The sequence below is a fragment of the Pseudomonas cremoricolorata genome (assembly GCF_000759535.1).
GTDB lineage: Bacteria > Pseudomonadota > Gammaproteobacteria > Pseudomonadales > Pseudomonadaceae > Aquipseudomonas > Aquipseudomonas cremoricolorata_A.
Map to the genome: position 1 here is coordinate 1,227,185 of NZ_CP009455.1, position 16,522 is coordinate 1,243,706.

Annotated in this window: 16 protein-coding genes; 4 read left to right on the forward strand and 12 right to left on the reverse strand. The window is 63.7% G+C overall.

Translation table 11 applies throughout. The annotated features are described in order from the left end of the window. Positions 1–93: 93 nt before the first annotated feature. Positions 94–1,353, reverse strand: coding sequence for a transcription termination factor Rho (gene rho / locus LK03_RS05230; protein ID WP_028693225.1), 1,260 nt, complete (start codon positions 1,351–1,353; stop codon positions 94–96). A gap of 228 nt (positions 1,354–1,581) precedes the next feature. Then, on the reverse strand, positions 1,582–1,911 hold the full coding sequence (trxA, locus tag LK03_RS05235) for a thioredoxin TrxA (protein WP_038411379.1): 330 nt from the start codon (positions 1,909–1,911) through the stop codon (positions 1,582–1,584). Between the two features lie 318 nt (positions 1,912–2,229). Here trxA and ppx point away from each other — a divergent pair, with 318 nt between their 5' ends. Next, positions 2,230–3,732 (forward strand): exopolyphosphatase, encoded by a 1,503-nt coding sequence (ppx, locus tag LK03_RS05240; protein WP_038411380.1) that lies wholly within the window; start codon positions 2,230–2,232, stop codon positions 3,730–3,732. Here ppx and ppk1 read toward each other — a convergent pair. Together ppk1 and hemB are read right to left on the reverse strand one after the other, a co-directional pair. Beyond that, positions 3,719–5,944 (reverse strand): polyphosphate kinase 1, encoded by a 2,226-nt coding sequence (gene ppk1, locus LK03_RS05245; RefSeq protein ID WP_038411381.1) that lies wholly within the window; start codon positions 5,942–5,944, stop codon positions 3,719–3,721. The two genes, ppx and ppk1, sit on opposite strands and share 14 nt — an antisense overlap. 74 nt (positions 5,945–6,018) lie before the next feature. Continuing rightward, positions 6,019–7,029: a porphobilinogen synthase gene (hemB, locus tag LK03_RS05250; RefSeq protein ID WP_038411382.1), complete on the reverse strand. Its 1,011-nt coding sequence runs from the start codon at positions 7,027–7,029 to the stop codon at positions 6,019–6,021. 209 nt (positions 7,030–7,238) lie between these two features. Here hemB and LK03_RS05255 point away from each other — a divergent pair, with 209 nt between their 5' ends. Together LK03_RS05255 and elbB are read left to right on the forward strand one after the other, a co-directional pair. Then, a complete protein-coding gene (locus tag LK03_RS05255) occupies positions 7,239–7,880 on the forward strand; it encodes a DedA family protein (protein WP_038411383.1) in 642 nt (213 codons plus the stop codon). Positions 7,881–7,957: 77 nt separating this feature from the next. Then, a complete protein-coding gene (gene elbB, locus LK03_RS05260; protein ID WP_038411384.1) occupies positions 7,958–8,626 on the forward strand; it encodes an isoprenoid biosynthesis glyoxalase ElbB in 669 nt (222 codons plus the stop codon). 36 nt (positions 8,627–8,662) lie between these two features. Here elbB and LK03_RS05265 read toward each other — a convergent pair whose 3' ends face one another. The 8 genes from LK03_RS05265 to LK03_RS05300 form a co-directional block, all read right to left on the reverse strand. After that, entirely contained in the window at positions 8,663–9,115 is a 453-nt protein-coding gene (locus LK03_RS05265) for a YaiI/YqxD family protein (RefSeq protein WP_028693218.1), read from the reverse strand. A 63-nt stretch (positions 9,116–9,178) separates the two neighbouring features. After that, entirely contained in the window at positions 9,179–9,433 is a 255-nt protein-coding gene (locus tag LK03_RS05270) for a hypothetical protein (RefSeq protein WP_038411385.1), read from the reverse strand. A 352-nt stretch (positions 9,434–9,785) separates the two neighbouring features. After that, positions 9,786–11,189 (reverse strand): efflux transporter outer membrane subunit, encoded by a 1,404-nt coding sequence (locus tag LK03_RS05275; RefSeq protein WP_038411386.1) that lies wholly within the window; start codon positions 11,187–11,189, stop codon positions 9,786–9,788. Beyond that, positions 11,186–12,061, reverse strand: coding sequence for an efflux RND transporter periplasmic adaptor subunit (locus LK03_RS05280; protein ID WP_038411387.1), 876 nt, complete (start codon positions 12,059–12,061; stop codon positions 11,186–11,188). Before LK03_RS05280 ends, LK03_RS05275 begins: the two co-directional genes overlap by 4 nt. Continuing rightward, entirely contained in the window at positions 12,058–12,270 is a 213-nt protein-coding gene (locus tag LK03_RS05285; protein ID WP_028693214.1) for a DUF1656 domain-containing protein, read from the reverse strand. Before LK03_RS05285 ends, LK03_RS05280 begins: the two co-directional genes overlap by 4 nt. Next, complete coding sequence (locus LK03_RS05290) at positions 12,267–14,354, reverse strand: FUSC family protein (protein WP_038411388.1); 2,088 nt, start codon at positions 14,352–14,354, stop codon at positions 12,267–12,269. Before LK03_RS05290 ends, LK03_RS05285 begins: the two co-directional genes overlap by 4 nt. Next, the gene (locus tag LK03_RS05295) at positions 14,351–14,788 is read right to left on the reverse strand and encodes a MarR family winged helix-turn-helix transcriptional regulator (protein ID WP_038411389.1); all 438 of its coding nucleotides are present in this window, start codon (positions 14,786–14,788) and stop codon (positions 14,351–14,353) included. The genes LK03_RS05290 and LK03_RS05295 overlap by 4 nt, the downstream gene beginning before the upstream one ends. A 128-nt stretch (positions 14,789–14,916) precedes the next feature. Continuing rightward, positions 14,917–15,717 carry a tetratricopeptide repeat protein gene (locus tag LK03_RS05300; protein WP_038411390.1) on the reverse strand — a complete coding sequence of 267 codons (801 nt, stop codon included), beginning with the start codon at positions 15,715–15,717 and terminating at the stop codon, positions 14,917–14,919. Between the two features lie 208 nt (positions 15,718–15,925). On the opposite strand from LK03_RS05300, the gene LK03_RS05305 reads away from it, so the two are divergent. Further along, entirely contained in the window at positions 15,926–16,483 is a 558-nt protein-coding gene (locus tag LK03_RS05305) for a WYL domain-containing protein (protein WP_038411391.1), read from the forward strand. Positions 16,484–16,522 lie beyond the last annotated feature (39 nt).

A 16,522-nucleotide genomic window follows, 5' to 3' on the forward strand; every position in this document is an offset into this window, starting at 1 on the left:
GATAAACCCGCGCCCACAGATTGCGGACCTGTGGGAGCGGGTTTACCCGCGAAAGGCTGCGAATCGGCCCCAATCATGCCTGATCGAGCGCGCTTACTTGCGCTTCATCGACAGGAAGAACTCGTCGTTGGTCTTGGTCTGCTTGAGCTTGTCGGTGAGGAACTCGATGGCGGCGATCTCGTCCATCGGGTGCAGCAGCTTGCGCAGAATCCACATGCGCTGCAGTTCGTCGTCGGCGGTCAGCAACTCTTCGCGACGGGTGCCGGAGCGGTTGATGTTGATGGCCGGGAATACGCGTTTTTCAGCGATGCGACGGTCCAGGGGCAGTTCCATGTTGCCGGTACCCTTGAACTCTTCGTAGATGACTTCATCCATCTTCGAGCCGGTTTCCACCAGCGCGGTGGCGATGATGGTCAGCGAACCGCCTTCCTCGATGTTGCGCGCCGCACCGAAGAAGCGCTTGGGTTTCTCAAGCGCGTGGGCGTCTACACCACCGGTGAGCACCTTGCCCGAGCTCGGGATCACGGTGTTGTAGGCGCGGGCCAGACGAGTGATGGAGTCGAGCAGAATGACCACGTCCTTCTTGTGCTCAACCAGGCGCTTGGCCTTCTCGATGACCATTTCGGCAACCTGTACGTGACGGGTCGGTGGCTCATCGAAGGTCGAGGCGACCACTTCGCCGCGCACGGTGCGCTGCATCTCGGTCACTTCTTCCGGGCGCTCGTCGATCAGCAGGACGATCAGGTGGCACTCGGGGTTGTTGCGGGTAATGTTGGCCGCGATGTTCTGCAGCATGATGGTCTTGCCCGCCTTCGGCGGCGCGACGATCAGGCCGCGCTGGCCTTTGCCGATCGGGGCGCACAGGTCGATGACGCGGCCGGTCAGGTCTTCGGTGGAACCGTTGCCGGCTTCCATCTTCAGGCGCTTGTTGGGGAACAGCGGCGTGAGGTTTTCGAACAGGATCTTGTTCTTGGCGTTTTCCGGACGGTCGAAGTTGATGGTATCGACCTTCAGCAGCGCGAAGTAGCGCTCCCCTTCCTTCGGCGGGCGGATCTTGCCGACGATGGTGTCGCCGGTGCGCAGGTTGAAGCGGCGGATCTGGCTGGGCGAGACATAGATGTCGTCAGGGCCGGCCAGATACGAAGCATCTGCCGAACGCAGGAAACCGAATCCATCCTGGAGAATCTCCAGCACGCCGTCACCCGAGATCTCTTCGCCGCTTTTCGCGTGTTTCTTCAACAGGGCGAAGATCACGTCCTGCTTGCGCGAGCGGGCCATGTTTTCGATGCCCATCTGCTCGGCCATTTCCAGCAGATCGGTAATCGGCTTTTGCTTGAGTTCTGTCAGGTTCATAAGGGGAGTGACGTAATCATGTAAGAAGGGAGAATTAAGCTTCTGGCTTAATGAAGCCGCGCCGCAAGATTGGCGACAGGATCGCGTACTGATTCGAATTAGGGATGCGTCGGCGACGGCGTGCAGAGGGCACTGGAGAAGCAGTGCGGGGCCGAATGTAACACTTGCTTTTTTCGGCGTCTAGTGGGCTAAAAAAGAAAAGCCCCGGATTTCCGGGGCTTTCGCAGATCAGATATTGGCGTCGATGAACGCAGCCAACTGCGACTTGGACAAGGCGCCGACCTTGGTCGCCTCGACGTTGCCGTTCTTGAACAGCATCAGCGTCGGGATACCGCGCACGCCGTGCTTGGCCGGGGTTTCCTGGTTTTCGTCGATGTTCAGCTTGGCGACGACCAGTTTGCCTTCATAGTCGGCGGCGACGGCGTCCAGCACCGGAGCGATCATCTTGCAAGGGCCACACCATTCAGCCCAGTAGTCGACCAGCACCGGTTGGTCGGCCTTGAGCACTTCTGCCTCGAACGTGGCGTCGGTGACGTGTTTGATAAGATCGCTGCTCATGGATATCTCCAGGTCATAAGGCAAAATCGGCTTCCATCATAGCCGTCCCTTCGTTCTACAGGAAGCCGAAGCCGATTGACTGTCGCTATGATGGCGCAAGACCCGACGAATCGAAACGGTCACATACCTGTCATAGGATGGACGACGGGTGCGCTGACGCTCAAGCGGCAGGCGCAGGTGCGTTCGGCCAGCTAATGTGAGGAACGATCGCCACCCTATCGAGCCCTTGTCCTGCATCAAAGCCCGGCCTTTCGCGCGTTGGCGTAGGCCAACGATCGTGTCACGATTGCCGGGTTATCGACCGAGAACTACCAGACCATGCCGCATAAAACCGCGAAGAACCTGTCTCTGATCGCCGCTATCGACCTCGGCTCCAACAGCTTCCACATGGTCGTCGCCAAGGCCCATCACACCGAGATCCGCATCCTCGAACGCCTGGGGGAGAAGGTCCAGCTCGCCGCCGGCATCGACGAAGACCGCCTGCTCAGCGAAGAGGCCATGGACCGTGGCCTGGAATGCCTCAAGCGCTTCGCCCAATTGATCAACGGCATGCCGCCGGGCGCGGTACGCATCGTGGGCACCAACGCCCTGCGCGAAGCGCGCAACCGTGCGGTGTTCATCCAGCGCGCCGAAGCCATCCTCGGCCATCCGGTGGAAGTCATTTCCGGCCGCGAAGAGGCGCGTCTGATCTACCTCGGCGTGTCGCACACCCTGGCCGATACCCCCGGCAAGCGCCTGGTGGCCGACATCGGCGGCGGCAGCACCGAGTTCATCATCGGCCAACGCTTCGAACCCCTATTGCGCGAAAGCCTGCAAATGGGTTGCGTCAGCTTCACCCAGCGCTATTTCCGTGATGGCAAGATCACCCCGGCACGCTACGCCCAGGCCTACACCGCTGCGCGCCTGGAACTGATGAGCATCGAAAACGCCCTGCACCGCCTGACCTGGGACGAAGCCATCGGCTCGTCCGGCACCATCCGCGCCATCGGCGCGGCGATCAAGGCCGGCGGCCTGGGCAATGGCGAAGTCAATGCCGAAGGCCTGGCCTGGGCCAAGCGCAAGCTGTTCAAGATGGGCGAAACCGACCGTATCGACTTCGAAGGGGTAAAACCCGACCGCCGCGCGATCTTCCCGGCAGGCCTGGCGATTCTGGAGGCGATTTTCGACGCCCTGGAACTGGCGCGCATGGACCACTGCGACGGCGCCTTGCGCGAAGGCGTACTGTTCGACCTGCTAGGCCGTCATCACCACGAAGACGTGCGTGAACGCACCCTCAACTCGCTGATGGAGCGCTACCACGTCGACCAGGGCCAGGCCGCCCGCGTCGAACGCAAGGCGCTGCATGCCTTCGATCAGGTAGCGGCTGCCTGGCAGCTGGAAGACGGCAACTGGCGCGACCTGCTGGGCTGGGCGGCAAAAGTGCATGAAGTCGGTCTGGACATCGCCCACTACCACTACCACAAGCACGGCGCCTACCTGCTGGAGCACTCCGACCTGGCCGGCTTTTCCCGCGAAGACCAGCAGATGATCGCGCTGCTGGTGCGCGGCCATCGGCGCAACATCCCCAAGGAACGCTTCGCTGAATTCGCTGAAGAAAGCGTGCAGCTGCTGCGCCTGTGCGTGCTGCTGCGCTTCGCCATCCTGTTCCATCACATCCGCGGCACCCAAGAGATGCCGACGGTGCAATTGCAGGCAGGCGCCAACAGCCTGGAGGTGATCTTCCCGGAAGGCTGGCTGGAACAACACCCGCTGACCCAGGCCGACTTCGCCAACGAGGCGGAGTGGCTGACCCGGGTCAACTTTGTCCTCAGCGTACGTTGAGGACCGGGTTGCTCAGGCGCTCGAGCAGTTGCGCCTGGGCATTGCGCGAGTTCTGGTTGCCGGTCGGGGTGCTGCGCACGTAGCGCCCGTCCGACTGCAGGGTCCAGGCGTGGGTGTTGTCGGTGAGGTAGCTTTCCAGCTCTTTCTTGACCCGCAACAGCAGCTTCTTGCCCTCGACCGGGAAGCAGGTCTCGACGCGCTTGTCGAGGTTGCGTTCCATCCAGTCGGCACTGGAGAGATAGATCTGCTCTTCCCCACCGTTGAGGAAGTAGAACACCCGGGTGTGTTCGAGGAAACGGCCAATGATGGAGCGCACGGTGATGTTGTGCGATACCCCGGCGATGCCGGGTCGCAGGCAGCACATGCCGCGCACTACCAGATCGATACGCACGCCTGACTGGCTGGCCTTGTACAGCGCCTTGATCACCTTGGCGTCGGTCAGCGAGTTGAATTTGGCGATGATGTGCGCCGGCTTGCCGTCCAGGGCGAACTGGGTCTCCCGGGCGATCATGTCGAGCATGCCCTTCTTCAGCGTGAACGGCGCATGCAGCAGCTTTTTCATGCGCAGGGTCTTGCCCATGCCGATCAGCTGGCTGAACAGTTTGCCGACGTCTTCGGTCAGCGCCGCATCGGAGGTGAGCATGCTGTAGTCGGTGTACAGGCGCGCATTACCGGCATGGTAGTTACCGGTACCGAGGTGGGCGTAGCGAACGATCTCGCCCTGTTCACGGCGCAGAATCAGCATCATCTTGGCGTGGGTCTTGAAGCCCACCACGCCGTAGATCACCACCGCGCCGGCCGCTTGCAGACGGCTGGCCATCTGCAGGTTGGACTCTTCGTCGAAACGCGCACGCAATTCGATGACTGCGGTCACTTCCTTGCCGTTACGCGCCGCATCGACCAGCGCATCGACGATCTCGGAGTTGGCGCCACTGCGGTACAGGGTCTGCCTCACCGCCAGCACGTGCGGGTCCTTGGCGGCCTGGCGCAGCAGGTCGACCACCGGAGTGAACGACTCGAACGGGTGCATCAGCAACACGTCCTGCTTGCTGATCACGCTGAAGATGTTGTCGCCGTTCTGCAGGATCTTCGGGATCGCTGGGGTGAACGGGGTGTATTGCAGCTCGGGGTGGCTGTCCAGCCCGGTGATGCTGAACAGGCGGGTCAGGTTGACCGGTCCATTGACCTGATACAGCTCGCTCTCGCTGAGGTTGAACTGCTTGAGCAGGTAGTCGGACAAGTGTTTGGGGCAGGTATCGGCCACTTCCAGGCGCACGGCATCGCCGTAACGGCGCGAGAACAGTTCACCGCGCAGGGCGCGGGCAAGGTCTTCGACGTCTTCGGAGTCCAGCGCCAGGTCGGCGTTTCGGGTCAGGCGGAACTGGTAGCAGCCCTTGACCTTCATGCCCTGGAACAGGTCATCGGCGTGGGCGTGGATCATCGACGACAGGAACACATGGTTGGCGCCGGGGCCACCGACCTCTTCCGGCACGCGAATCACGCGCGGCAACAGACGTGGCGCCGGGATGATCGCCAGGCCCGAATCGCGCCCGAAGGCATCGACACCTTCCAGCTCGACGATGAAGTTCAGGCTCTTGTTGACCAGCAGCGGGAACGGGTGGGTCGGATCGAGGCCGATCGGGGTGATGATCGGCGCGATCTCGTCGCGGAAGAAGCGCCGCACCCAGGTCTTGAGCTTGGGTGTCCAGTAACGGCGGCGAATGAAGCGAATCTGGTGTTTTTCCAGCTCTGGCAGCAGCACGTCGTTGAGGATCGCGTACTGGCGATCGACTTCGATGTGCACCAGTTCGCTGATCCGCGCCAGCGCCTGGTGCGGCTGCAAGCCATCGGCACCGGCCAGTTCCCGAGCGAAGGTGATCTGCTTCTTCAGCCCGGCGACGCGGATTTCGAAGAACTCATCCAGGTTGCTAGAGAAGATCAACAGGAACTTCAGCCGTTCGAGCAGCGGGTAACTCTCGTCCAACGCCTGTTCCAGCACGCGGATATTGAACTGCAACTGCGACAGCTCGCGATGAATGTACAGGCTGCTGTCGTCCAGGCCAGGCACGTTGATCACCGGGGTCGGGGGCGCTGGCGGCGCCTCGACCACAGGTTCGGCTGGCGGGGCCAGGTCCGGTGGTGTTTGCACCAGTTCTTCGGGCACGGCTTGGGCATCCTTGAGATCGACAGCGGTCAGCACTTCATTATTCATCGGACATTCCTGTAAGACAGGCCTGACAGAACGTGCCCGTTTGGGACAGCTCTGTCAGGACGTGCTCGGAGGCATCACTGCGCTTTGAGCATCTGTGCGGCTCGCACCGCGAAATAGGTCAGGACCCCATCGGCCCCTGCCCGTTTGAAAGCGGTCAGCGACTCGAGAATCACCGCCTCGCTGAGCCAGCCATTCTGAATGGCGGCCATGTGCATGGCGTACTCGCCGCTGACCTGGTAAACGAAAGTCGGAACCTTGAACTGGCTTTTGACCCGGTGAACGATATCCAGGTAGGGCATGCCTGGCTTGACCATGACCATGTCGGCGCCTTCGGCCAGATCGGTGGCCACTTCGTGCAGGGCCTCGTCACTGTTGGCCGGGTCCATCTGGTAGGACGCCTTGTTGGCCTTGCCCAGGTTCAGCGCCGAGCCGACTGCATCACGGAACGGGCCGTAGTAGGCGCTGGCGTATTTGGCCGAGTAGGCCATGATGCGCACGTTGACGTAACCGGCCACTTCCAGGGCCTCGCGAATCGCGCCCAGACGGCCATCCATCATGTCCGACGGCGCCACTACCTGGGCACCGGCTTCGGCATGGGACAGCGCCTGGCGCACCAGCGCATCGACGGTGATGTCGTTCTGTACGTAGCCTTCTTCGTCGAGAATGCCGTCCTGCCCGTGGGTGGTGAACGGGTCCAGCGCCACGTCGGTGATCACCCCCAGCTCCGGGAAGCGCTCGCGCAGGGCGCGGGTGGCGCGCTGGGCGATGCCGTCGGGGTTCCAGCCTTCGGCACCATCGAGCGACTTCTTCTCCACCGGGGTGACCGGGAACAGCGCCAGCGCCGGAATGCCCAGCTCCACCCAGCCTTGCGCTGCTTCTAGTAGCAGGTCGATGGACAGGCGCTCGACGCCCGGCATCGAAGGCACTTCTTCGCGGCGATTTTCGCCATCGAGGACGAACACCGGGTAGATCAGGTCATCGACGGTCAGAACGTTTTCGCGCACCAGCCGCCGGGAAAAATCGTCCCGACGGTTGCGGCGCAAACGGGTGGCAGGAAACATGCGATTGGCGGGGGTAAAGCTCACGGCAGACTCCTGAGCCCGCGCAGGCGGGCGAGCGCGACAGTTATAAGCGCCCATTATGACCCCTGTGTGACAGGGAAGGACAACCCTGCGACTTGCGGCCGCAGGCATTCTCCTCGTAGGAAATGTTCACGTCGAGACACATTTGGACACTTTCCCCCACGCTCACTAAGGGGTAGGCTGCGCGTTCATTTCGCCACCACCCCTACACCATGCTTCAACAATTCCTGCACGATTTTGGCTACTTTGCCCTTTTTCTCGGCACGTTTTTTGAAGGTGAGACCATTCTGGTACTCGCGGGCTTTCTTGCGTTCCGCGGTTACATGGACATCAGTCTGGTAGTGGTGGTCGCGTTCTTCGGCAGCTACGCCGGGGACCAGCTCTGGTACTTCATGGGCCGCCGCCATGGCCGCGCGATTCTGGCGCGCAAGCCGCGCTGGCAGGCCATGGGCGACAAGGCGCTGGACCATATCCGCCGGCATCCCGATATCTGGGTGCTGAGCTTCCGCTTCGTCTACGGCCTGCGCACGGTGATGCCGGTGGCGATTGGTCTTTCCGGTTACCCGCCGCGCCGCTACCTGATCCTCAACGGCATCGGCGCTGCGGTGTGGGCCCTGGCCCTGGGCGCTGCCGCCTACCACTTCGGCGCCATCCTCGAAGGCCTGCTGGGCAATGTGAAGCGCTACGAGCTGTGGGTGCTGGGCACCTTGCTGGTGATCGGCATCCTGCTGTGGGTCCGCCGCTACCTGCGCAACCGCCGTGCCGAGCGCGCCGAACGCGCCGCGGCACTGGCCCACGCCGAAGACACCCGGCCCAAGCGCCCCGAACCTGAAGCCGAGCGCGAACATCCCTGAGCCGAGGCCGACTGAACACGCTTCACGGTTTGTGTTCCAACTGAGTACAGTCAGCGCCTCGACTCTGGAGTAACCCTATGACAAAAAAAGTTGCAGTGATTCTGTCCGGCTGCGGTGTCTATGACGGCGCAGAAATCCACGAAAGCGTCATCACCCTGCTGCGCCTGGATCAACGTGGTGCCCAGGTACAGTGCTTCGCGCCGAATGTCGAGCAAATGCATGTCATCAATCACCTGACCGGTGAACAGACTCAGGAAAAACGCAACGTCCTGGTCGAGTCGGCACGCATCGCGCGGGGTCAGGTCAAGGATGTACAGGAGGCCAAAGTCGAAGACTTCGACGCGCTGATCGTGCCAGGCGGCTTTGGAGCTGCGAAGAACCTTTCTGACTTTGCCGGCAAAGGTGCCGATTGCACCGTGCAAGCCGATGTATTGCGTCTGGCCGAAGGCTTCGCCGCGGCCAATAAGCCGGTCGGGCTGATCTGCATTTCGCCGGCCCTGGCGGCGAAAATCTACGGTCCCGGTGTGGTCTGCACCATCGGCAACGACGCCGACACCAGCGATGCAATGACCAAGATGGGCGCTACTCACGAAGAGTGCGATGTCCACGACATCGTCGAAGACACCCAGCGCCGACTGGTCAGCACCCCGGCCTACATGCTGGCAGAAAACATCAGCGATGCCGCCGGCGGTATCTACAAGCTGGTCGACCGCATCCTCGAACTGACCCACGAAGACGATCAATGACCCCGCCGGGGCCTGCCTTGCAGGCCCCTGACTGCCTCAGGCCTTGGTCAAGCGCGTGAGAATTCGATCCAGCGCATTGGCGAACGCCTGTTTTTCCCGCTCGCCATAGGGCGCCTGCCCTCCCCCGACCTGGCCCTGCTCACGCAGCTCGGTGAACAGGTTACGCACCGCCAGACGATCACCCATGTTGCGCTCATCGAACTCCTTGCCCCGCGGATCGAGCGCAGCGACACCCTTCTTCACCAGGCGGTCGGCCAGCGGCACATCGCTGCAGATCACCAGTTCACCCGGCAGAGCGTGCTCGACCAGGTAGTCGTCGGCAGCATCCGGCCCACTGGGCACCACGATCAGCTGCACCACGGCGAACGCCGGCTTGGCCACCGCCTGCCCGGCGACCATGATCACCGCCAGTTTGCGCTTGAGGGCGAACTTGACTACCAAGTCGCGGGCAGGGCGTGGGCAGGCGTCGGCGTCTATCCAGATACGCATGGGGCGGTTCTTCTTCAGCGGGAGCGGGCAGGCATTATGGCCGGCTGGCGCAGGCGTCACAAATCAGCGTGGGGGGCCAGCGGGGCGGTGTTCCAGCCGGTCCAGCGCGTGGAGGATCAACGTGGCGGCGATCACCGCCGAGTCCAGTACGGCATCGAGCGGTTCACCAGGCTGCGTGCGCTGGTAAGCCTCGGTGGTCTGGTAGATATCCTTGAGCAGCGTGTCGGCACAGACCAGCGCTTCGCGGGCGCTGAGGTGCGTGGGCAGAGAAATGGAGGATGCTGGCGAAAGTGGCGGGTCGGGGACGAGCTTTTTCATGGCGAGGTTCCTACGATTGGTCAGCACTGCCTCCTCCTCGTCTCACGGAATGGGTGGCAGTCGTGTGCGGGGTGAGACCCGGGGCGTAGGCAACCCGGCCAGGCGTAAGCCTGCCCGCACACAACCGCCATAAAGCGGTGCCTGTACACCTCGGGGTCTCACGCCCGGTCGTCTTGCACGACGACTGACGGAAAATATTCCCAAGGAGGCCGACTGAACAGTCAGCGGTGTTCGATAAGCGCCGTAGGATAATTCGACCGCACAGAACATCTGAAGCATTTGGTTTCAGGTTCGGAAAGGTCCTACAGGGCGGCTCATTTCGATGAGAACGCGAGTGGCCGACGCTCCATCCCTACCGCCACCCCCCACCCAATGCCAAAAACACCCCCACCTGCCCCATCGCCACCTGACTGTTCGCCGCCGCCAGTTGCGCGCGCATGTCGGTGTAGGTGCGGGTCGCTTGCAGGTCGGCGAGGAACGACTCTCTGCCCGCCTGGTAGAACCGATGAGTCTGGTCGGCGGCGTCCTTGGCTGAGCGTTCGGCGTCGACCAGCGCGTCGCGGCGTTCCAGCAGCGCGCTGTACTGGGCCAGACGGGTCTGGGTTTCGCGCACGGCGTTGAGCACCACGCCGTCGAAATGCGCCAGTGCGGCCTGGGTCGAGGCTTCGGCCTCGCGGATGCGGGCGCGGGTGCCATTGGTGGGGATGTTCCAGCTGATCTGTGGGCCGAAGCCCCAGCGGTTGGTAGCCGGTTTGCCGAGGTTGTCGACGATGCCGATGGTGCCGATCTGCGCGCCGATGCTGATATCCGGGTACAGCGCGCCGATGGCCACGCCGATGTTGGCGGTGGCGGCGGCCAGTTGCCGTTCGGCCTGGCGCACGTCCGGGCGGCGTTTGAGCAGGGCTGCGCCATCACCGACCGGAATCAATTGCGTCAGCTGCGGCAGCTCGGCGCAGTCAGCCACCCCCGAAGGAAGCTGATCGACAGGTTTGGCCAACAACGCAGCCAAGGTGTACAGGCCGGTCTCGCGCTCGGCCTTGAAGCGCGGCAGCTCGGCGCCTAGGGATTTGAACTGGGTCTGCGAGCGGGTCACTTGGGTTTCATCGCCACGGCCGGCATCGCGCAGGCGCTGGTTGAGCTGCACGCTTTGTTCCTGCAAGTCCAGCGACTCACGGGCGATGTGGTATTCCTCGTTGGCCGAGCACACCTGGGTGTAGGCCTTGACCACATCGGCCACCAGGGTGATGCGCGCGGTGTCGGCGGCGGCCTGTACCGCATCGGCATTGGCCTGGGCTGCCTCAGTACCGCGCTTGAGCGTGCCCCACAGGTCGAACTGGTAGGAGACGCTGGCGATGGCCTCGCCGACGTTGGCCACCGGCACTTTGTCGGGTTTCAAGAATGCCTCGCCCGATTCCTGCAACCGCTGCGCACCGACCTTCACCCCACCCTGAAAACCACCCTGGCTCTCAGCGACCTCAACCTGCGCGCGGGCCTTGGCGATGTTCGCAGCAGCCACGCGCAGCTCGGTGTTGGCGGCCAGCGCCTGGCGCACCAGGGCGTCCAGGCGCGGGTCCTGATACAGCCGCCACCAATCCTGCGGAACCGGCGCCGACACCACGCTGCTCGCATCCTGACGCAATGCGCCATTGAGGTCGCTGCGCTGTACCGCGGCCTCAGCAGGGACATGGTAGTCCGGGCCGACCGTCGAACAGCCGGCTACGGCCAGGGCCAGACCCAATACGAGTGCGCGCTTCATGGCCGCTGCCCCTCGATGATCGATACCGTGGCGGTGCGCCCGGCGATCATGCGGAAGTCCGCCGGCACTTCATCGAAGGCAATGCGCACCGGAATCCGCTGGGCCAGGCGAACCCAGCTGAACGCCGGGTTGACGTTGGGCAGCAGGTTGGCGCCGCTGCTGCGGTCGCGGTCTTCGATGCCGGCGGCGAAGCTCTGTACACGGCCGCGCAGTGGGGTGTCATCGCCCATCACGCGGATATCCACGGCATCACCGATATGAATGCCGCCAAGTTTGGTTTCCTCGAAGTAGCCATCGACGTGATACGAGGCGCTGTCGACCACGGCCAGCACCGGACGGCCTGCGGTGACGAACTCGTGATTGCGCGGCGCGCGGTCGTTCAGATACCCATCCACCGGGCTGCGCACCACCGAGCGGTCGAGGTTGAGCTGCGCCGAATCGACCGCCACCTGGGCTTCGTTCATCGCCGAACGGGCGCGGGCTTCGCGGGACTGGCTTTCTTCCAGTTGCTCGGCCGCCACCAGGTTGCCCAGCTTGCGATTGCGGCGGGTTTCCCGCGCCGCCTGGGCCAAGGTTTCCTGGCGCTCGGCGAGGGTCGCCTGGGCCTGGCGCAGCGCCAGGCGGAAGCGGTCCTGGTCGATGGTGAACAGCACATCACCACGCTTGATGACCTGGTTGTCACGCACCTCGACGTGCTGGATCAGGCCTGAGACGTCGGGGGCGATCTGGATCACGTCGGCGCGGATATGGCCGTCGCGGGTCCAGGGGGCGAACAGGTAGTAGCCCACCATCTGCCATACCAGCACGACGGCGAAGCTCACCACCAACAGGGTCAGGACCACACGGCCCAGGGTCAACATAGGTTTTTTCATGGCAGCATCAGGCTTCGGCAAAAATGGTCGACCGCGCTCAGCAGCACGGCATACAAGGCAACGTTGAACAGCGCCCGGTGCCAGACCAGACGGTAGAAATGCACGCGCACCAGCACCGCGTGCAGTCCTAGAAACAGCACGTAGGTGAACACCATCATCACCAGCAGCGTGGGCAGGAACACCCCGCTGACATCCACATCACCAATCACAATGGCGCTCCATCAAGCCCTGCGGGCAATTGCAGTTGTTCGCTCGGTTCGAGCATCACCTCCACCCCCGGCAACAGCGCCAGGCGCAGGCCGCTCAGGGCGTGCAGCAGGTGCGTGCGGGCCTCGCCACGGTCGTCCCCGCTGTCGGCCACCAGCGCGCGGCGGGCGCGCTCCATGTTGCGCAGCAGCAGCGGCGGCGCTGGCAGTCGCTCGCCTGCGCGCAGACAATTGGCGTAGTGCCCGCCCACTTCGTCGATCACCGTTTGCAGGTGCTGGCCGGCCTCGGCCCCCACCCGTGGCAGGTACGCATGCAGGTCGAGCAGGTTGAGCCCGACGCGCACGTCGCGCAGCGCCACGCCACTGTCCTGGCCGGTCTGTGACAGCCGCGGCAGGTGTTGCATGAGGCGGTCGAGCATCTGCACACCGACCTTGCGCTGCTCGGCCAGCGGCGCAGGGGCGCTCATCTCGACGATGTCGCGCCAGGTGAAGCGGGTCATGCGCTTGGCTGCCAGCTCGACGCCGAACGGGCGCAGCAGCAAGGTCCAGATGAAGGCGAACAACAACCCCACCGGGCCGGCCAGGTTGGCGTTGATGAAGGTGAAGAAATCGGCGTCGTAGGCACCCTGAATGCTGATGAAGGTGGCGGTGTTGACGATGGTCAGCAAGGTGCCGAGGAAGAACCGCGGCTGCACCGTAAGGGTGCCGACGCAAATGAACGGTACCGCGAAGGCCAGCACCAGCATGGGGAAGTCGTGCAGGTTCGGCAGCACCAAGAACAGGTACAGGCTGGAGAAGATCACCGACATCAGGGTCCAGAAAAAGAACCGGTAGATCTGCGGCGCCGGGTCGTCCATGGCAGCGAAGAAACTGCACGCCACCGCAGCGAGAATCACCGCACTGCCGCCGTCGTGCCAGCCCAGCAGAATCCACAAAGCGCAGGCGACGATGATCGCCGTCACTGTGGAAAACACCGAGTAGAACATCAGCCCACGGTCGAAGAACGGCGTCAGCCGGCCCAGCCGCCAGTGCCGGTACACGGCGCGCCAGGGGCTGGCGTCGTCGTTGCGCAAGGCGTGTTGCAAGGTCCAGCAGTCTTGCCAGAGGTCGATCCATTCGCGCAGGCGGTAGAGGGCGTTGGACAGCAACAGGCGTTCGCGCTCGGCAAGCGTGCCGGCATCCGGTTGCAGGGCAGTGAGGCGGCTACGCAGGGCCTGCCAGCCGGGGCTGTCGGGGCGCTCTGTGCTCCGCTGCAGCCAGTCACGGGCTTCCTGCAACAGCGGCTGCAGCTCAGCGAAGCGCGCCGGCGCGCGGCCTTCCAGCGCCAGCAGGGCATCGTCGAGGGCGTCGATCACCGGCAGCAGGTGGATCATACGGCCGCGCAGTTCGCGCAGGTTCTTCAGGGTCTGACGCCCTACCCCCTCGTGGCCGAGCTGGCCGATCATCACCTCCAGGCTGTTGAAGGTAGTGACCATGGTCGCGCGCATGCTGGCGACTTGCTCGCCAGTGGCCGTGCGCGCCAGGTAGTGTTCGCAATAACGCGCGGCTTCGGCGAACCAGTTGCCACTGGCGCCAACCACCACCGGTGCCAGCCGCCGTGGCCAGAAGATCGCCCCGACCACCGCTGCGCAGACGATGCCCAGGCAGATTTCCTGGGCCCGTGATGACGCCACATCGAACACCGCTGTCGGGTTGTCGACCACCGCCAGGGCGATCATCGGCAGGGTGTAGCCGGCCAGCATCAGCACGTAGTTGTTGGCCGTGCGCAGGTTCAGCGACAGGTACAGCAAGGTGCCGGTCCACAGCGCCACCGCCACGCTCAGCAGCAGCGGCGACTGCACCAGTGGCGGCACCAGCAACACCGCACCCCCTGCGCCGAGCAAGGTGCCGAGGGCGCGGTAGAGGGCTTTGGAACTGGTGGGGCCGACGAAGGGGCTGGAGACGATGTACACCGTGGCCATCGCCCAGTAAGGGCGCGGCAGTTGCATCCACAAGGCGATGTACAGGGCGATCATCGAGGCGGCGAAGGTGCGCACGCCATAGAACCAGTCGCGGGCCGGTGGCACCGAGCTGAAAAAGCCCTTCATGCCGGGCCTCCCGCCGCCTCGAAGGCACGAATGACGCGCAGGGTCGCTTCCAGATCAGCCTGATCGATGCCTTCCAGCACCTCATGGCGCAGGCGCACCAGTTCGTTTTCGATGGATTCGGCCAGAACACGCCCTTGCGCGGTCAGGCTCAGGGCTTTGGCGCGGCGATCATGGGGATCGGCACTGCGGCAGACCAGACCGGCCTTGCACAGCTGATCGAGCAGGCGCACCAGCGAGGGGCCTTCCAGACCAGCCGCCTGGGCAACCGCCACCTGATGTACGCCATCGCCCAGGCGCACGATCATCAGCAGCGGCACGGCACAGGCTTCGGAAATGCCATAGCCGGTGAGCGCAGCGTGGCACAGCCGCCGCCAGTGGCGAGCGGCAACCACCATACCGCTGCTGATTTTCAAGTGCAGGGTCTCGAGGGTCATGGGAGAGATCGATAAATTCATAGTTTGCTAACTATCAATGTTACGCCCCTCCTCCCCCCCGTCGTCAACAGCCAGGTGCCCGGCGGCGCCCGTGACGATAAATCGACACGGGCCCACGCGGTCGGCGTTCAGGAGCTCAGTTGGTCGTCGTTGCGGGTACGACCGGGGTGATCGCTGCCAAGTTCAAGGGCATGCTCGCGCCAGTGGCGGGCACGTGCCGCATGGTGCTGGCGAAAGTGCAGTTCCAGTTCTTCGGCGGCCTGAACCACCCCGGCGGCGCTGGCCAGCTCCAGCCAATGCAGGGCGCCACGGGCATCGGCCTCGATGTGCAAACCGTACAGCAGGCGATACCCCACCTCGAAGCGACAACGTGCTTCACCCTGCTCGGCGCCGCGCAGAAACCACTGGTAAGCCAGCTGCGAATCGACGTTCCACTCCTGCTCGCCGTCGCACACCTCTTCTTCGTAAAGGTCGCCTAACGCCGCCGCGGCATGCCCCATGCCGCGCTCGAACGCCTGCCGGTAGTAGCCGGCGGCGCTGGCGTAGGAGATCTCTACGCCTTTGCCGAAGTAGTACTGCTGACCGAGGTTGTACCAGGCGGTAGCACTGCCCTGCTGCGCCGCCATGCGCAGCAGGTGCCCGGCCAACAGCGGATCGGCCCGCCAGTAACGGCCATTGAGCCAGATCCAGCCGAGGTCGTTGAGCGCCGCCGGCTGACCTTGCAAGGCGCGCAGGCGCAGCTCGGCGTACAGGGCATGGGGGTGCTCAGCCAGCTCCAGACGCTCGATCAACGTAGTACCACCGTCCGAGCTGGGCAGACCGACCCCGTTGAACAGCCGTTGGCGACGGCCGAAGCGTGCCGGCGCCGGACTGACGGCAAGCGGCAGCACGCGCTCTAGCAGTGAATGGATATTGCTGGCAGTCGCCATGTTCATCCCCATTGAACAGACCGCAACCGCGACCTCGGCCGCGATAGCCCGATGATTCTTGCGCGACCTCACGACAAAACCTGTCGCGAACGATCCGGTTTCAGGCAACCAAATGCGGGTTCCTTGATCTCACCGACACGTGGCTAATTGCCATGCCTTCCCGCTGCCGCCATGCTATGTCGGCAAGCCTAGACAAGGACGTTTTAATTTGCCGTTTGCCACTACCCGCGCCACCCTCAGTCGCCAATGGGCGCTGTTGCGTCAACTACCCAGTCGCTCGCCGGGAACCACCAGCGCAGAGCTGGTATGGAGCCTGCGCGATGTCGGATTCAGCGTCAGCAAGCGGACAGTGGAACGCGACCTCAACGAACTGTCGCTGATCTTCCCGATCGAGCGCAACGACAAGAGCATTCCGTTCGGCTGGCACTGGTCGGCCACGGCTGGCGGCGAGCTGCGGGGCAGCTTCGATCTGCAAGGTTACCTGCGCGCCGACGGTTTACAGGCGAGTCCTGGCGCTGGTCTGGAGTTGCAGGCGTTGATCAGCGATGGTCTGGCGCGGCAGTTGCGCGAAGCGCCGCTGAGTGCCGACATGCAGTTGACCGCCCTGGACCAGGGCCACCGCTTGCGTGCCACGGTCAGCGATAGCCTGCCGCTGCGCTGGTGGCTGCTGAGCCAGGGCGTCGGTTTGCTGGTCGAGCAGCCCCTGTCACTGCGTGAAGAGATCGCCCACACCCTGAGCAGCGCCGCCGCGCGCTACCTCCCCTGACGCCCCGCTTATCGAGCCTTGCGCGCCAGGCTGACGCCC

What these genes read in the sequence shown, in the direction of transcription:
- ppx (WP_038411380.1), top strand. Translation starts at nt 2,230, where the DNA reads ATGCCGCATAAAACCGCGAAGAACCTGTCTCTGATCGCCGCTATCGAC.
- LK03_RS05290 (WP_038411388.1), bottom strand. Translation starts at nt 14,354, where the DNA reads ATGAAGGGCTTTTTCAGCTCGGTGCCACCGGCCCGCGACTGGTTCTAT.
- rho (WP_028693225.1), bottom strand. Translation starts at nt 1,353, where the DNA reads ATGAACCTGACAGAACTCAAGCAAAAGCCGATTACCGATCTGCTGGAA.
- elbB (WP_038411384.1), top strand. Translation starts at nt 7,958, where the DNA reads ATGACAAAAAAAGTTGCAGTGATTCTGTCCGGCTGCGGTGTCTATGAC.
- LK03_RS05275 (WP_038411386.1), bottom strand. Translation starts at nt 11,189, where the DNA reads ATGAAGCGCGCACTCGTATTGGGTCTGGCCCTGGCCGTAGCCGGCTGT.
- trxA (WP_038411379.1), bottom strand. Translation starts at nt 1,911, where the DNA reads ATGAGCAGCGATCTTATCAAACACGTCACCGACGCCACGTTCGAGGCA.
- ppk1 (WP_038411381.1), bottom strand. Translation starts at nt 5,944, where the DNA reads ATGAATAATGAAGTGCTGACCGCTGTCGATCTCAAGGATGCCCAAGCC.
- LK03_RS05280 (WP_038411387.1), bottom strand. Translation starts at nt 12,061, where the DNA reads ATGAAAAAACCTATGTTGACCCTGGGCCGTGTGGTCCTGACCCTGTTG.
- LK03_RS05265 (WP_028693218.1), bottom strand. Translation starts at nt 9,115, where the DNA reads ATGCGTATCTGGATAGACGCCGACGCCTGCCCACGCCCTGCCCGCGAC.
- LK03_RS05270 (WP_038411385.1), bottom strand. Translation starts at nt 9,433, where the DNA reads ATGAAAAAGCTCGTCCCCGACCCGCCACTTTCGCCAGCATCCTCCATT.
- LK03_RS05255 (WP_038411383.1), top strand. Translation starts at nt 7,239, where the DNA reads ATGCTTCAACAATTCCTGCACGATTTTGGCTACTTTGCCCTTTTTCTC.
- LK03_RS05300 (WP_038411390.1), bottom strand. Translation starts at nt 15,717, where the DNA reads ATGGCGACTGCCAGCAATATCCATTCACTGCTAGAGCGCGTGCTGCCG.
- LK03_RS05295 (WP_038411389.1), bottom strand. Translation starts at nt 14,788, where the DNA reads ATGACCCTCGAGACCCTGCACTTGAAAATCAGCAGCGGTATGGTGGTT.